Origin of the sequence: Cryobacterium lyxosi (assembly GCF_004403345.1) — a bacterium.
In the GTDB taxonomy this organism is placed as follows: Bacteria; Actinomycetota; Actinomycetes; order Actinomycetales; family Microbacteriaceae; genus Cryobacterium; species Cryobacterium lyxosi.
In genome coordinates this window covers 113,646-127,612 of sequence record NZ_SOGT01000008.1, presented here as the reverse complement: position 1 = coordinate 127,612, position 13,967 = coordinate 113,646, and the positions used below count along the sequence as shown (strand labels likewise).

Here is a 13,967-nt window from a genome sequence, read left to right as displayed (position 1 = left end):
TAGAGCAATGAACCGGATGATTGTGGTCGGCATCGATGATTCGGCTGCCGGCGAGACCGCCCTCGCGTGGGCTATGGCCCGAGCCGCCAACGTTAAAAGTCCGGTGATGCTCATGCACACCGTGTACGAAACCTGGCTGGCCGACGGTTACGGCTACTACGACAGCATTCTCGACGCCGAGAAGAAACTGCTCGCCGAGGCCGCTGCCCGCGCCGAGATCTTCGCGCCCGCGGTCACCACCCACACCGAACTGCGCACGGGCAGTGCGCCGCGCGTTCTCAGCGAGTTGTCGAAAGACGCCGCCCTCGTCGTCGTCGGCACCGATCAGAAGGGCCGGGTCGAAGGCGAATTGTTTGGCAGTGTGAGCCTGCAGATCGCGGCACTGTCAACCTGTCCGGTCGCCGTCATCCCCTCGCTGCCCGAAACCGAACGCTCCGGCGTCTACGTCGGCGTCGACGGCTCCGCTGATTCGATCGCCGCCGTGGCGTTCGCCGCCGCCGAGGCCGATCGTACCGGTCAGGAACTATATGCCCTCTACGCGGTGCGCCTGCCGAATCGCCGCGTGCTGCGCAGCATCCCCGCCGACGCTGTGACCGAGCGCATGGAAGAGGAACGTGTGGTGCTCGCTGAGTCCGTGGCGGGTCTGACAACTCACTACCCCGACTTGGTGGTGCACCAGGTTCTCGAGACCGACGAATCGCCAGCCAGGGCGCTCGTTGCGGCCGCCCGCACGGCCCAGCTGCTCGTCGTGGGCAGCCGGGGCCGGGGCTCACTGCAGCGCTTGCTGATGGGGTCGGTCAGCCACGAGGTGCTGTTGCACATCACCTGCCCGACAATTGTCACCAGAACCACCCATAAATAGCTTCACCGCCCTGAAGTCGTGCCACAGTTAGACCACCAAGCGGCACAAGGGTGGGGGCGACTATGACGGATCAGACCGCCGCCGAGCTCGCCCTCACCCAGGACCGTATGCGCGGTCTGCTCGACGCCGTCGTTTCGGTGGCCGAAGACCTCAGTCTGGAGGCCGTGCTGGAACGCGTCACCGTCGCGGCCTGCGAGCTCGTGCAGGCGCGGTACGGTGCCCTGGGCGTAATCGGCACGGGTCAGGCCCTGAGTCACTTCATCACCGTGGGCTTCGACGAGGAGACCGTTCGGCAGATCGGAGCGCTTCCGGTCGGCCATGGCGTGCTCGGGTTGCTCATTCGGGAACCGCACCCCCTTCGTCTGCATGACCTGCACGACCACCCGGATTCTTTCGGTTTTCCCGCCCATCATCCGCCGATGAAATCATTCCTCGGCGTTCCGGTGCGGGTGCGCGACACCGTCTTCGGCAACCTGTATCTCACTGAGAAGGAGGGCGGTGGCGACTTCACCGACGAAGACCAGACCCTGGCCGTCGCGCTCGCCGCGGCCGCCGGTGTCACGATCGAGAACGCGCGTCTCTACGATGAGTCCCGCGCCCGCTCACGTTGGCTCGAGGCGGTCGCTGCGATGGGCCGCGACCTGCTGCGACCCGTTGACGGCGAAGACAACGGCCTCGACCTTGTCGTTCAGCGGGCACTCGCGGCGTCCGGTGCCGACCTGGCCGTGATCGGGTTTCCTACCGACGATAGCCTGTACTGCGCAGCCGCAGCTGGCACGACGCAAACCGGTGCTGTCGCGTCAGCACTGGTCGGTACGACCGTGCTGCTGCAGGCCGGCGTGCTGCGCGAACTGCAGGCCACCGGCCGGTCTGCCACGCTCGTCACGCCGCCCCTGCAGGATGCGGATGCCGCGCCCGGCTCGGTTACCGCGTGGTCGCATCTGGGGTCAACGCTCATTGCAGCCCTGGGGCCAGCCGGGGACGGGCAGGGCGTGATTCTGCTGTCGCGGGCACCGGCATCCGCTGCATACAGTCTTACCGATGTCGAGATGAGCGCGGTCTTTGGCACCCAGCTGTCGCTCGCCCTCGAACTGGCCTCGGTGCATCGCATGCGTGAAGAGCAGGCCGTGCTGGGGGACCGTGACCGTATTGCCCGCGACCTGCACGACCTGGTCATCCAGCGGCTTTTCGCCGCCGGGCTGAGCATGCAGAGTCTGCGGCGGTTCACCAACGATCCGATCGCGCTGGATCGCATCAACGCGGTTACGACGGAGCTCGATGACACCATTCGGGAGCTGCGCGACACGATCTATTCGCTGCGCGGAATGGCGCAGGACGCCGACACGCTGAGCAGTCGCATTCTGGCTGTGATCAAAGAGGGGGCGGCGAGCCTGCCGTTCGCGCCGCGCATCCGCTTATCGGGGCCGATCGATGCGCCGGTGTCCGATGACCTCAGCAGCAGCCTGCTTGCCGTGATCTCGGAGGGGCTCAGCAACGCGGCGCGGCATTCCCAGGCGAGCACGATCGACATTTCGGTTGATGCTCAGGGCGATCGTTTCAAGCTGGTCATCGCCGATAACGGCTGTGGTTTCAGTAAGCTCACCCGCCGCAGCGGCCTGGACAACCTCAAGGAGCGCGCGACGCTGCTCGGCGGAAAGTTCTCTGTGCGCAGCATTTTAGGCGAGGGGACGCGGCTGCGTTGGTCGGCACCGGTTCCGGAAGTTACCGTTGGTGTTCGTCTCCACGTTTCGCAACGTACACGGCAGCCTGGGTTCGGCGCTGAAAATCCAGTTTCGCCAGCATCGAAGACACGTAGTTCTTGACGGTCTTTTCGGCCAGAAACATGGTTTGACCGATCTCACGGTTGGTCAAACCCACGCCGATCAGGTCGAGCACCTTGCGCTCCTGCGCGGTGAGCGACGCAAGGCGGACGTCTTGTGGATCGGCCAGCCCGGCGATGATGCCCGCCTTGACCGCGGGATCGAACAGGGATTCACCGTCGGCAGCGCGGCGGATCTTGCCGAGCAGGTCGGTGCTGCGAATCTCTTTCAGTACGTAGCCGGCCGCGCCTGCCAGCACCGCACCGCGCAAGGCCTGCTCGTCGTCGTAGCTCGTGAGAATGAGGCACTGCAATGCCGGATCGACCGAGCGCACGTCGCGACAGACCTCGATACCGGTGCCGTCGGGCAGGCGGGCGTCGAGAATGGCCACGTCGGGGCGCAGCTTCGGGATCAGGACGGTGGCTTCCGCTGCCAGGCCGGTGTCGGCGACGACGTCGAAACCCTCACCCTCGAGCAATTCACGCAGGCCGCGACGCACCAGCTCGTGGTCGTCGAGGATGAAAACGCGGATGGGAACGGCGGGCGTTGCCCCGGCCGTCGTCTGGGGCGCGCTGTGCGGCAGGTTCATAATGGTCCTTCCCGAATGAGCACGCTGGCTCCATGCGTATCATCAGTGTCGCGCGCCGCTCGGCCCGGCGACTAGGGCCAAAGGTCCGGTCCTCTAAGAACGCACCAACCGCGCGATGGCCGCCGAGGCCTCCTGCAGCTTGGCCTCCGCTTCGGCGCCACCGGCCATGGCCGCGTGCAACACGCAGTGGGTGAGGTGATCATCGAGGAGGCCCAGAGCGACTGATTCGAGGGCGCTCGTCATGGCGGAAATCTGGGTGAGAATGTCGATGCAGTATTTGTCGTCGGTAACCATGCCCTGCAAGCCGCGAGCCTGGCCCTCGATGCGGCGCAGGCGCTTGAGGTAAGCATCCTTGTTCGAGATGTAGCCGTGCGGACCGTCGTGGGTCTCGGAATCGCTCATGGCCCTATCCTCTGCGTTGCTCGTGAACCCCAGCCTCAACTGTACCCCCTCGGGGTATAGTTGGAGTAACGGTACCCCCAAGGGGTATGCTCGAATGAATACCCATTCGAGGTACAAGACAGTGAGGAATCACCATGAGCATCACGACCGCGTACGGCGTTGACGGAATGACCTGCGGCCACTGCGTCGCGAGCGTGACCGAGGAGATCGGGCTTGTTGCGGGCGCCGAAAACGTCACCGTAGAACTCGTCAAGGGCGGCACTTCACAGGTCACCGTTACGAGCACGTCGGAACTCGACCGAACCCTGGTCGCCGCGGCCGTTGAGGAGGCGGGCTACCAGCTGGTAGCCGCTGCCTGATGGCCGCTGGCCAACAGGTTGACCTGCTCGTTGGGGGCATGACCTGCACTTCGTGCGCTGCCCGCATTGAGAAGAAGCTCAACCGCATGCCCGGGGTCGCCGCCACGGTGAACTACGCCACGGAGAAAGCGAGCGTTTTCGTGCCCGCTGGTACGAGCGTCGACGATGCCATCAAGACCATTGAAGCCACCGGTTACACGGCCGCGTTGCCGGCCGTTGTCATCGAAAAAGACGCCGCCTCCCTCGAGGTCGCTTCCCTGCGCCAGCGCCTGCTGATCTCAGCCGCACTGACCCTGCCGGTCATCATCCTGTCGATGATTCCCGCGCTGCAATTCACGAACTGGCAGTGGCTGGCCCTGACCCTGGCGGCTCCCGTCGCCACCTGGGGTGCCTGGCCATTCCACCGCGCCGCCTGGGTGAACGCCCGCCACGGCGCCGCAACCATGGACACCCTGGTCAGCGTCGGCGTGCTGGCCGCCCTCGGTTGGTCGCTCTACGCCCTGTTTTTCGGCATGGCCGGGATGGCCGGAATGACCATGAGCTTCACGTTCTCGGCCACCCCGGGTAGTGGCGCCGACGAGATCTATCTCGAGGTGGCATCCGCTGTCACCGTGTTTATTCTGGCCGGTCGCTACGCGGAGGCACGGGCCAAGCGCAACTCCGGCGCGGCCCTGCGGGCATTGCTGGAGCTCGGCGCGAAGGAGACCACCCTGCTGCGCGACGGCGTCGAGAGCCGCATCAGTACCGCCCTGCTCGTGGTGGGTGACCAGTTTGTCGTGCGGCCGGGCGAGAAGATCGCGACCGACGGGGTGATCGTCGACGGCTCGAGCGCTATCGATGCGAGCCTGCTCACCGGCGAATCGGTGCCGCTCGAGGTGGGGCCCGGTGACAGCGTTGTGGGTGCCACGCTGAACTCCGGCGGACGGCTCGTGGTGCGGGCGACGCAGGTCGGCGCCAATACCGAGCTAGCCCAGATCGGTCGACTGGTCGAGCAGGCGCAAACCGGCAAGGCCGAGGTGCAGCGCCTGGCCGACCGGGTTTCCGGCATCTTCGTGCCGATCGTGATCGGGCTCGCCCTGGCCACGCTGGCCGGCTGGCTGCTGGTCGGCGCCGGGCCGGCGATGGCATTCACCGCGGCCGTGGCGACGCTCATCATCGCCTGCCCGTGCGCGCTCGGGCTCGCCACGCCGACCGCTCTGCTGGTGGGCACCGGGCGCGGCGCGCAGCTGGGCATTCTGATCAAGGGGCCGCAGGTACTCGAGTCCACGCGCCGTGTCGACACGATCGTTCTCGACAAGACCGGAACGATCACCACCGGGCGCATGACGCTGGCGACCGTGAACGCGTACGAATGTGGTTCTGAAGACGAGTTGCTGCGTTTGGCGGGGGCTGCGGAAAGTGGGTCGGAGCATCCGATTGCGCGGGCTATCACGGCGGGTGCGCTGTCGCGGCTTGGGTCATTGCCAGCTTCGTCGGCGTTTGCGTCGGAACAAGGGCTCGGGGTGCAGGCCACGGTTGACGGCCGGCAGATTCTGGTCGGGCGTCCGGTGTGGCTGCTGAACCGGTGGGGGTTGAACGTGCCGATCGAGATGCAGGCCGTGATGGGTACGGCCGAAGGGGACGGCAAGACGGCCGTCCTGGTGGCCTGGGAGGGACGGGTGCGCGGCGTGCTCACCGTCTCCGACACGGTGAAGCCCACGAGCGTCGCTGCCGTCGCGCGCTTTCGCACTCTCGGGCTGACGCCCCTGCTCGTGACCGGTGACAATCTCGCGGTCGCGCAGAGTGTTGCGGCTGAGGTTGGCATCATCGACGTGACCGCCGGGGTGCTGCCCGCCGACAAGGCGCGGGTGATCCGTGAGTTGCAGGCGAAGGGGCACGTGGTCGCCATGGTGGGGGATGGGGTGAATGATGCCGTCGCCCTGGCTACAGCTGACCTCGGCATTGCGATGGGGTCTGGCACCGACGTTGCCATTGAGGCGAGCGACCTCACCCTCATGCGCAGCGACCTGCTGGCCGCAGCCGACGCCATCCGCTTGTCTCGGCGTACCCTCGCGACGATCAAAGCCAACCTGTTCTGGGCCTTCGCCTACAACGTTGCGGCGATTCCGCTCGCGATGGCCGGTTTGCTCAACCCCCTGATCGCCGGCGCTGCGATGGCCCTGTCGTCGGTCTTCGTGGTGACCAACAGCCTGCGCCTGCGCGGGTTTCGGGCGCTGCCGACCGCCTGAACCGTGCCCGGGGAGTGTGTGTGGGTTCTTTTGGGACGGGGCCCGGGCCCGGAACGTGGGCCCAGTTTATAGACCGGGCCCACGTTCATAAGGTGGGCCCGTCGCGAGCGGATGCCGCGCCCGTCGCTCCTCCGTCACCTTGTGCCTGGATACCCTATGGGGTATATTTGCACTGGAGGCTCACACATGAAAATCATCATCGTAGGCGGAGTTGCGGGCGGAATGTCGGCAGCTACCAGGTTGCGCCGGCTCGACGAGAGCGCCGAGATCATCGTATTCGAGCGTGGACACTACGTCTCGTTCGCTAACTGCGGCCTGCCGTATTTCGTGGGGGGAGTCATCCGTAATCGCGATGAACTGCTGCTGCAGACCCCGGAATCCCTCGAGGCTCGCTTCGCGCTCGACGTGCGTATCGATACCGAGGTCGTGCAGATCGACCGAGCAGCCCAGACCGTCTCTGTGCGCAACCTGGTCACCGGTGAACACAGCGTCGAGCGCTACGACCGCCTCGTGCTCGCCGCCGGTGCCTCGGCCCGCTCCGCCGCGATTGACGACACGGCCATCCCCACCCACACCCTCCGCACCGTCGACGACGTCGACCACATCACCGCGGTGCTCGCCGAAACGAGCGGGGCATGCGCTGTGGTGGTCGGCGGCGGCTTCATTGGTCTCGAAGCCGTTGAAAACCTCGTGCACCGTGGCGTGCACGTGACCCTCGTGCAGCGCGGGCCGCAGATCTTCACCCCGCTCGACCCCGAAATGGCCGCGCCCGTGCTTGATCGCCTGCGTGAACGAGGCGTCGACGTGCGACTCGGAACCACTGTGGTCGGTTCCGCCGCGCCAGGCACTGTCGCCCTGAGCGACGGCACGACCGTACCGGCCGACCTCGTGATCGACGCGAGCGGCGTGCGGCCCGACGTCACCCTCGCCGAGCAGGCGGGCCTTAGAATCGGCCGGAGCGGCGGTGTCTGGGTCGACGGCACCCAGGCCACCAGCGACCCGCACATCTTCGCCGTCGGCGACGGTGTCGAGAAAGCGGATGCCGTCAACGGCTCCGGCACGCTCGTCACCATGGCCGGACTCGCGAACCGCCACGGCCGTTCCGTCGCCGACAGCATCGCCGGCACCGCCGAGCAGGCAGCCCCGGCCGTCGGCGCCGGAATCCTCGGGATTTTCGGCCTCACCGTAGCCCTGGTCGGCTGGAGTGAGAAGCGCCTGGTCGAGGCGGGACGCGCCCACCGTATCGTTCACACCCATCCGGCCAACCACGCCGGCTACTACCCCGGGGCCGAGGGCATGTCGATCAAACTTCTGATCGACGCCGAGTCCGATGCAATTCTGGGAGCGCAGATCGTGGGCGGCGTGGGGGTGGACAAGCGCATCGACGTGATTGCGGTCGCGATGGCGGCCGGGCTGAGCGCATCCGCTTTGACCCGACTCGAACTCGCCTACGCACCGCAGTATGCCTCGGCGAAAGACCCGATCAACCAGCTCGGCTATGTCGCCGACAACCTCGCGCGGGGCACGAGCGTGAACCTCCAGTGGCATGAGCTGGCGGCGGCGCGCGCGGCGGGCGCCGTGCTCGTTGACGTTCGCTCCGCCGGCGAATTTGCCACGGGCAGCATTCCGGGCGCGATCAACCTCTCGCTCGAGGACCTGCGCGAGCGACTCGTCGAGTTGCCACGGGTGCCGCTGATCGTGCACTGTCAGGTCGGCCAGCGCGGCCACACCGCCGCGCGCATTCTCACCCAGCACGGATTCGACGTGCAGAACCTCGACGGCGGCTACCGCACCTGGCTTGCCGGAACGTCTAATCTTGTTGTTTCCCCCACTGTTGAAAGGGTCCCCGTATGAAAGAGATCACCGTCACCGAACTCTCGGTGCTCGACGCGCCAGTCGTCATCGACGTGCGCGAACCGGGGGAGTACGAAGCCGCCCACGTACCCGGCGTGATGCACATTCCGATGGCTGAGATCGTCGAGCGCATGGGTGAGATTCCAGCGGATGTTCCGGTGCACGTCATCTGCGCCGTCGGCGGTCGCAGCGCGCAGGTGGTCGAGTACCTCGCGGCCCACGGTCACGACGCTGTGAACATTGCCGGGGGCACGAAGGCCTGGCAGCAGGCCGGGCTCCCGACCGAGCAGGGAGCCTGAGATGACGATCTCACACGATGCCCGGGCTACCGAGCAGAAAAAGATCCTGAACCGGCTACGCCGGGCGCAGGGGCAGCTGACCGCCGTCATTGCCGCGGTCGAGGGCGGGGGCAATTGCCGCGACGTCGTCACCCAGCTCGCTGCCGTGTCCAGCGCGCTCGACAAGGCGGGTTTCGTCATCGTGTCGACCGCGATGCGCGACTGCATCGCGAACCCCGACGACGAGAACTCGCTCACGGTCGCCGAGCTCGAGAAGTTGTTCCTGACGCTCGCCTAGGGAGCGGGGAGCGGGGTGCGGGGTATCCGCTCGCCGGGCCCACCTTGTAGCCCCGGGCCCAGTTTATAAACTGGGCCCGGGGACGGGGCCCGGGCCCCGTCCGCAGAAGTGACCCGCGCTCCCTGGGGCTGGAACAGGCGGGACTTAGACCGCGGGGGACACTCCGAGACCGGCAAGCATCTCGATGACATTGGCCTTGACCTGGTCACGGATGCGCCGCACCTCGTCGATCGGCTGGCCCGCCGGGTCGACGAGTTCCCAGTCCACGTAGCGTTTGCCGGGATAGATCGGGCAGGCGTCGCCGCAGCCCATGGTGATCACGACGTCGGCCGCCTGCACGACGTCGTCGGTGAGGGGCTTCGGGAACGACTCGTCGAGCGACAGGCCGAGCTCGGTCATGACCGCGACCATCGTGGGGTCCAGCTCCGACGACGGCATCGATCCCGCCGAGCGCACGTGCACGGCCCCACCGGACAGCACGTTGGTGAACACCGCGGCCATCTGCGACCGGCCGGCATTCTGCTCGCAGACGAACAGTACCTCGGGCACCGCACGCTCGATGGCGCCCTTGGCCTGGGCGAGTGCGGTGAGGCGCTCACGCGAAAACCGCGCCGTGCGGGTGGTGAGGTGTGCCTTCACGCTCGAGGTGCGCAGCAGCCCGGTGTAGGACTCGAGCACGTACCGTTCGACGGTTTCGGTAGCGAAAACGCCGTGAAAGCGCTCGGCCAGGTCACCGGCGAGTCGTTTGAGGGACTCTTCGGGATAGCTGAGGCCGGGAAGCATGGTTAAGCCTTGACCGGCAGAATCTCGGCGAGGAGCGCCTCGACGCGCGCCTTGATCTCATCGCGAATGGGGCGCACGCTCTCGATGCCCTGGCCGGCCGGGTCGTCCAGCAGCCAGTCCTCGTAGCGCTTGCCGGGAAAGATCGGGCAGGCGTCGCCGCAGCCCATGGTGATGACCACGTCGGACTGCCTGACGGCTTCGGTCGTGAGAATCTTCGGCACGTTACCGGCGATATCGATGCCCTCTTCGGCCATCGCGGCGATCGCTACCGGGTTGATCTGATCCTTCGGTTCGGAGCCAGCCGAAAACACGTCGACTCGCCCCTGCGCCAGAGCGGTCAGATAGCCGGCGGCCATCTGCGAGCGGCCGGCGTTGTGCACGCAGACGAACAGTACGGAGGGTTTCATAGAACGCTTCTTCCTTGAGTGTGGTCTAAACGAGAGAGGATGCCGCGGGCGTCGTCGGCGCGTCGGCCGCGGGCATCCGCTCGGGAAACAGGCGAGGCTTGAGCCAGAGCGCGACGTAGACGAGGGCGACGAGGGCTGGGACCTCGATGAGCGGACCGACGATGCCGGCGAGGGCCTGGCCGCTGAGGGCGCCGAAGGTTCCGATCGCAACGGCGATGGCGAGCTCGAAGTTGTTGCCGGCGGCCGTGAAGGCGAGGGTCGTGGTGCGCTCGTAGGTCATGCGCAGCAGGCGACCGGTGAAAAACCCGACCAAGAACATCACCGCGAAGTAGACCAGCATCGGCAGGGCGATGCGTGCCACGTCACCCGGATGATCGATGACCTGCTGGCCCTGCAGGGCGAAGAGCATCACAATCGTGAACAGCAAGCCCCAGAGGGCGAACGGGCCGACCCGGGGGAGGAACGTGGCCTCGTACCAGTCGCGGCCACGCCGAGCCTCGCCAATGCGACGGGACAGATAACCGGCCAGGAGCGGTATGCCCAGGAATACCAGAACGCTCGCGGTGATGGCCCAGATCGAGAACTCGGCGCTCGTGGTGGGCAGACCGAGCCAGCCCGGCAGTATTTGCAGGTAGAACCAGCCGAGGACGCCGAACGCGACGACCTGGAAGACCGAGTTCACGGCGACGAGGAAGGCTGCGGCTTCGCGGTCACCGCAGGCAAGGTCGTTCCAGATCAGCACCATGGCGATGCAGCGGGCGAGGCCGACGATGATGAGCCCGGTGCGGTATTCCGGCAGGTCGGGCAGAAAAATCCAGGCCAGGGCGAACATGAGGGCTGGGCCGACCAGCCAGTTCAGCAGCAGGGAGGAGACCAGGAGGCGTTTGTCGGCGGCGACGGCACGGGCATCCGTGTAGCGCACCTTGGCGAGCACCGGGTACATCATGATGAGCAGTCCGATGGCGATCGGCACGCTGATCGACCCGATGGTGAAGGCGTGGAGCACGTCACCGACGGCTGGAACGAACACGGCGAGCAGCAGGCCGAGGCCCATGGCAGCGAGGATCCAGACCGGCAGCAGCCGGTCCATTGCGCCGAGCCGGGTGGGTGCTATTGCTGTGTTGCTCACGAATCTCCAAGTATTGACGACAGCGATTCGCGCTAACATTGATCGTTGTCGATCCTTACGCTAGAGCAATACATCGACCAATGTCAATCTAAGGAGAGTGTGTTCACGTGACGTTTACCCAGATCCTGCCCCTGACTGACATTTCGCGAGCGGATGCCTGCTCCACTCCGCAGGCGCGCGCGGCCACCTCACCTGAGCACGCCGAGACCCTCGCCCATTCGCTCAAAGCCCTCGCCGATCCGGCCCGGCTGCGCATCATCTCGATCGTCTCAGCCCATGCCAACCAGGAAGCCTGCGTCTGCGACCTGACCGACCAGCTCACCCTGAGCCAGCCCACCATCTCGCACCACCTCAAGGTGCTCGTGGAGGCGGGGTTTCTCAGCCGCGCCAAACGTGGAACCTGGTCGTACTACAGCCTGGTGCCCGGCTCGCTGGGCGCTGTCGCCCGGGTGCTCTCCGCTATCTGACTCGCGGCTGTCCAACCTGCGGCCTCCGTTCGACCGAAGCGCGGTCGCGCTGCCGTGCCGCGCTGCCGTACCGCCGTGAAAACGTGCCGAAAAGGGCATGTATTCTGGCCACGGCGCCCGATCTCGTCGGAGCATCCGCTCGACTCGGCCGGGGCCAATGGTTCCCGCTGATTGTGACGGAACCAGCAACGATGAGACAGGTGAACCATCGACACGATCACGCCGGGCGCCGTGCACCGGCGTTGGGGTTACGTCGGCCTCGTCTTTCTCGGCGGAACTGTGGGCACCGCGCTCCGCGAGGCAGTCACACTCGCGCTGCCCCCGGTTGATCTCGCCGCTGGGGCTCGACTGCCGCTGACCACCCTCGGCATCAACCTGCTCGGTGCCCTGCTGCTTGGGCTGCTCCTCGAGGCCCTCGCGCGTCGCGGAACCGACGTTGGCCGTCGCCGCACCGCGCGCCTGCTGCTCGGCACCGGACTGCTCGGCGGATTCACGACCTACAGCGCCCTCGCAACCGACAGCGTTTTTTTGCTGCAGGATGGTGCGACCGGAGTGGCCATTGCCTATGGTCTTGGTTCGGTTCTGTTCGGTGGCGTCGCCACCTGGCTCGGCATCCTGATCGGTGCGGCGCTGCACCGGCGCACGCACGACGGCCCCGCAGTCGCTGGGGAGGAGACGGCATGACCCCCCTCCTGTTCCTGGCCATCGCCGCGGCTGGCGGCGCGGGCGCGGCCGCCCGGTTCCTTCTCGACGGCCTCGTGCGATCCCGGCTGGGTGACGCGTTCCCGTTCGGAACGATGATCATCAACGTGAGCGGCTCGCTGCTGCTCGGGCTCGTTACCGGCCTGGCAATGAACCACCTGCTCGCTCCTGAGTGGAGCCTCGTGCTCGGTGCCGGTCTGCTGGGCGGCTACACGACCTTCAGTACGGCCAGCTTCGAAACCGTGCGGTTGATCCAGGCGCGCCGTTACCGGGCGGCGTTACTGCATGGAATCGGCATGCTCGGGGTGTCCGTGGCCGCTGCCGCGCTCGGCCTTTGGCTTGGGCTCGGGCCGGGCTAACCCGGCGGGGCCAACGCTCAGGCCCTGGAACGTGAAGCGACGGTGAGTGCTCATTGGGGCTCGTCGAAGTATAGGTGGGCGTGCAGCCGGCAGCCGGGATTGAATTCGGCGCTGCAGTGCGGGCAGCGATCGACTCGGTGATACTCGAAGATGCTGAGCTGGCGCTGGCATGCACCGCACAAGATTGCGAGCTCTGACCACTGGACGTGCGGCCACCGCCGGGTCGTGTGCGGCGTGGGTTCGCGCCGCACGGTCTCGTCGTGGCACTGGAAGCACGGGTAATACCGTCGGCAGCAGGCAAATTTGATCGCCACGATGTCGCGCTCCGAGTGAAAGTGGATGCACCGGGTCGCCGCATCGAGAACCGCCCCGTACACGGTCGGCACGCCCAGTCCCGGCACGCCCAGTCCCGGCACGCCCAGTCCCGTTGGGACCGTCTCGTCAGAATCGCTCATCATAACGCGCGGCTACTTACCGGGCGCAGCGGTCAGCTGTGCGGTGACGAATGCTTCGAAGGCGGCGGGGTCGGCAAACGAGCCGGTGTAGCTCACGCCGTTCACCAGCACTGTGGGCGTTCCTGTGACATTTTCAATGTCGGAGTTGGGGATCGGCCCCGCGAGCGCACGCTGCGTCGACGCTTCGACCCAGCCGGCATAGGTTTGGTCGGTGATGCAGCTGGCGACACCGCTGGACGTCACCCCGGCTCCCCGGGCGAGACTGGCAAGTTCGGCATTCGTCCGGCCGCTGGAATTCTCGGAGGGCTGATCGGCGAACATTGCCGTATTGAACGCCAGGAAGTTGTCGGGGTCATCGTCGGCCACGCAGGCGGCCGCATTCGCGGCCCGCGTGGCGTACTTGGTGCCCGACGAGAGATGGTCGAGAATCGAGATCGGGTGGATTTCGACCGTGGCATTGCCGGCGGTCACCCAGTCGGTGATCTGCTTGCCGTTGGTGGCCTCGAAGTTGCCGCAGATCGGGCACAGGTAGTCGAGGTACAGCACGATGTTGGCCGTGTCGGTCAGGGCGGTCTGGTCGGTCGCGAGGGGATCGGCGTCGGCGGCGAGGGCGACCGTCGTGGCGGCGGAGACCGTGGCGCCGTCGCTGCCGAGCAGGATGCCATCGCTGGCCATGTTGGCCGGGCCCGATGCTGCAGGTGTATTCACGTTGTTCACGATGACGAGGGTCACGATGGTGACGACGGCGAGCAGGCCGATACCGATGCCGCCGCGCAGGACGAGGCGACGGCGCTTAGTCCGTTTGGCCTGCTCGACGCGCAGCAGTCGAGCATGTTCGCGGGCTTCGTCGCGGCGGTCTTTCTTCGGTGGACGGGCCTGACCGGAAGTGCTCATGCGGGAGTTCACCATTCGTTCGATGCAATGCCGCCGGAGCAGCCGTTGCCTACGACGTTAGCGGCCCCGACTAACGGTCCG

The 13,967-nt window shown here is 66.4% G+C and carries 17 protein-coding genes; 10 read left to right on the top strand and 7 right to left on the bottom strand.

The window, feature by feature from the left end:
- Positions 1–7 precede the first annotated feature (7 nt).
- On the top strand, positions 8–862 hold the full coding sequence (locus tag E3T27_RS06830) for a universal stress protein (protein WP_134572031.1): 855 nt from the start codon (positions 8–10) through the stop codon (positions 860–862).
- A 62-nt stretch (positions 863–924) separates the two neighbouring features.
- The gene (locus tag E3T27_RS06825; RefSeq protein ID WP_134572030.1) at positions 925–2,685 is read left to right on the top strand and encodes a GAF domain-containing sensor histidine kinase; all 1,761 of its coding nucleotides are present in this window, start codon (positions 925–927) and stop codon (positions 2,683–2,685) included.
- Here E3T27_RS06825 and E3T27_RS06820 read toward each other — a convergent pair.
- Positions 2,585–3,271 carry a response regulator gene (locus tag E3T27_RS06820; protein ID WP_134572029.1) on the bottom strand — a complete coding sequence of 229 codons (687 nt, stop codon included), beginning with the start codon at positions 3,269–3,271 and terminating at the stop codon, positions 2,585–2,587. The genes E3T27_RS06825 and E3T27_RS06820 overlap by 101 nt on opposite strands.
- 93 nt (positions 3,272–3,364) lie before the next feature.
- Complete coding sequence (locus E3T27_RS06815) at positions 3,365–3,673, bottom strand: metal-sensitive transcriptional regulator (RefSeq protein ID WP_104127771.1); 309 nt, start codon at positions 3,671–3,673, stop codon at positions 3,365–3,367.
- A 134-nt stretch (positions 3,674–3,807) separates the two neighbouring features.
- On the opposite strand from E3T27_RS06815, the gene E3T27_RS06810 reads away from it, so the two are divergent.
- The 5 genes from E3T27_RS06810 (at position 3,808) to E3T27_RS06790 (ending at position 8,690) form a co-directional block, all read left to right on the top strand.
- A complete protein-coding gene (locus E3T27_RS06810; RefSeq protein WP_104196779.1) occupies positions 3,808–4,032 on the top strand; it encodes a heavy-metal-associated domain-containing protein in 225 nt (74 codons plus the stop codon).
- Positions 4,032–6,260, top strand: a complete 2,229-nt coding sequence (locus E3T27_RS06805; protein ID WP_134572028.1) for a heavy metal translocating P-type ATPase — start codon at positions 4,032–4,034, stop codon at positions 6,258–6,260. The genes E3T27_RS06810 and E3T27_RS06805 overlap by 1 nt, the downstream gene beginning before the upstream one ends.
- 186 nt (positions 6,261–6,446) lie before the next feature.
- Positions 6,447–8,114, top strand: coding sequence for an FAD-dependent oxidoreductase (locus tag E3T27_RS06800; RefSeq protein ID WP_134572027.1), 1,668 nt, complete (start codon positions 6,447–6,449; stop codon positions 8,112–8,114).
- Positions 8,111–8,413 carry a rhodanese-like domain-containing protein gene (locus tag E3T27_RS06795; protein ID WP_104196776.1) on the top strand — a complete coding sequence of 101 codons (303 nt, stop codon included), beginning with the start codon at positions 8,111–8,113 and terminating at the stop codon, positions 8,411–8,413. The genes E3T27_RS06800 and E3T27_RS06795 overlap by 4 nt, the downstream gene beginning before the upstream one ends.
- A gap of 1 nt (position 8,414) precedes the next feature.
- On the top strand, positions 8,415–8,690 hold the full coding sequence (locus tag E3T27_RS06790) for a metal-sensitive transcriptional regulator (protein WP_104196775.1): 276 nt from the start codon (positions 8,415–8,417) through the stop codon (positions 8,688–8,690).
- A 144-nt stretch (positions 8,691–8,834) separates the two neighbouring features.
- On the opposite strand, the gene E3T27_RS06785 is transcribed toward E3T27_RS06790, so the two are convergent.
- From E3T27_RS06785 to arsB, 3 genes are read right to left on the bottom strand one after another with little or no spacing between them, the layout of a single operon-like run.
- Positions 8,835–9,473: an arsenate reductase ArsC gene (locus E3T27_RS06785; RefSeq protein ID WP_104196774.1), complete on the bottom strand. Its 639-nt coding sequence runs from the start codon at positions 9,471–9,473 to the stop codon at positions 8,835–8,837.
- Positions 9,474–9,475: 2 nt separating this feature from the next.
- Positions 9,476–9,880, bottom strand: coding sequence for an arsenate reductase ArsC (locus E3T27_RS06780; RefSeq protein WP_104127764.1), 405 nt, complete (start codon positions 9,878–9,880; stop codon positions 9,476–9,478).
- Between the two features lie 25 nt (positions 9,881–9,905).
- On the bottom strand, positions 9,906–10,970 hold the full coding sequence (gene arsB, locus E3T27_RS06775; protein WP_233200704.1) for an ACR3 family arsenite efflux transporter: 1,065 nt from the start codon (positions 10,968–10,970) through the stop codon (positions 9,906–9,908).
- A gap of 146 nt (positions 10,971–11,116) precedes the next feature.
- Here arsB and E3T27_RS06770 point away from each other — a divergent pair, with 146 nt between their 5' ends.
- From E3T27_RS06770 to crcB, 3 genes are all read left to right on the top strand, one after another.
- Complete coding sequence (locus tag E3T27_RS06770; protein ID WP_233200686.1) at positions 11,117–11,476, top strand: ArsR/SmtB family transcription factor; 360 nt, start codon at positions 11,117–11,119, stop codon at positions 11,474–11,476.
- Between the two features lie 231 nt (positions 11,477–11,707).
- A complete protein-coding gene (locus E3T27_RS06765; RefSeq protein WP_134572026.1) occupies positions 11,708–12,160 on the top strand; it encodes a CrcB family protein in 453 nt (150 codons plus the stop codon).
- Positions 12,157–12,537, top strand: a complete 381-nt coding sequence (gene crcB / locus E3T27_RS06760; RefSeq protein ID WP_134572025.1) for a fluoride efflux transporter CrcB — start codon at positions 12,157–12,159, stop codon at positions 12,535–12,537. Before E3T27_RS06765 ends, crcB begins: the two co-directional genes overlap by 4 nt.
- A gap of 50 nt (positions 12,538–12,587) precedes the next feature.
- Here the strand turns inward: crcB and E3T27_RS06755 are convergent, their stop codons facing one another.
- Together E3T27_RS06755 and E3T27_RS06750 are read right to left on the bottom strand one after the other, a co-directional pair.
- Positions 12,588–12,995: a CHY zinc finger protein gene (locus tag E3T27_RS06755; RefSeq protein ID WP_241992158.1), complete on the bottom strand. Its 408-nt coding sequence runs from the start codon at positions 12,993–12,995 to the stop codon at positions 12,588–12,590.
- A gap of 9 nt (positions 12,996–13,004) precedes the next feature.
- The gene (locus tag E3T27_RS06750; protein ID WP_166786132.1) at positions 13,005–13,886 is read right to left on the bottom strand and encodes a DsbA family protein; all 882 of its coding nucleotides are present in this window, start codon (positions 13,884–13,886) and stop codon (positions 13,005–13,007) included.
- Between the last annotated feature and the right edge of the window lie 81 nt (positions 13,887–13,967).

Coding starts and splice junctions, on each gene's coding strand:
- E3T27_RS06830 (WP_134572031.1), top strand. CDS start 8: ATGAACCGGATGATTGTGGTCGGCATCGATGATTCGGCTGCCGGCGAG.
- E3T27_RS06825 (WP_134572030.1), top strand. CDS start 925: ATGACGGATCAGACCGCCGCCGAGCTCGCCCTCACCCAGGACCGTATG.
- E3T27_RS06820 (WP_134572029.1), bottom strand. CDS start 3,271: ATGAACCTGCCGCACAGCGCGCCCCAGACGACGGCCGGGGCAACGCCC.
- E3T27_RS06815 (WP_104127771.1), bottom strand. CDS start 3,673: ATGAGCGATTCCGAGACCCACGACGGTCCGCACGGCTACATCTCGAAC.
- E3T27_RS06810 (WP_104196779.1), top strand. CDS start 3,808: ATGAGCATCACGACCGCGTACGGCGTTGACGGAATGACCTGCGGCCAC.
- E3T27_RS06805 (WP_134572028.1), top strand. CDS start 4,032: ATGGCCGCTGGCCAACAGGTTGACCTGCTCGTTGGGGGCATGACCTGC.
- E3T27_RS06800 (WP_134572027.1), top strand. CDS start 6,447: ATGAAAATCATCATCGTAGGCGGAGTTGCGGGCGGAATGTCGGCAGCT.
- E3T27_RS06795 (WP_104196776.1), top strand. CDS start 8,111: ATGAAAGAGATCACCGTCACCGAACTCTCGGTGCTCGACGCGCCAGTC.
- E3T27_RS06790 (WP_104196775.1), top strand. CDS start 8,415: ATGACGATCTCACACGATGCCCGGGCTACCGAGCAGAAAAAGATCCTG.
- E3T27_RS06785 (WP_104196774.1), bottom strand. CDS start 9,473: ATGCTTCCCGGCCTCAGCTATCCCGAAGAGTCCCTCAAACGACTCGCC.
- E3T27_RS06780 (WP_104127764.1), bottom strand. CDS start 9,880: ATGAAACCCTCCGTACTGTTCGTCTGCGTGCACAACGCCGGCCGCTCG.
- arsB (WP_233200704.1), bottom strand. CDS start 10,970: ATGGACCGGCTGCTGCCGGTCTGGATCCTCGCTGCCATGGGCCTCGGC.
- crcB (WP_134572025.1), top strand. CDS start 12,157: ATGACCCCCCTCCTGTTCCTGGCCATCGCCGCGGCTGGCGGCGCGGGC.
- E3T27_RS06755 (WP_241992158.1), bottom strand. CDS start 12,995: ATGATGAGCGATTCTGACGAGACGGTCCCAACGGGACTGGGCGTGCCG.
- E3T27_RS06750 (WP_166786132.1), bottom strand. CDS start 13,886: ATGAGCACTTCCGGTCAGGCCCGTCCACCGAAGAAAGACCGCCGCGAC.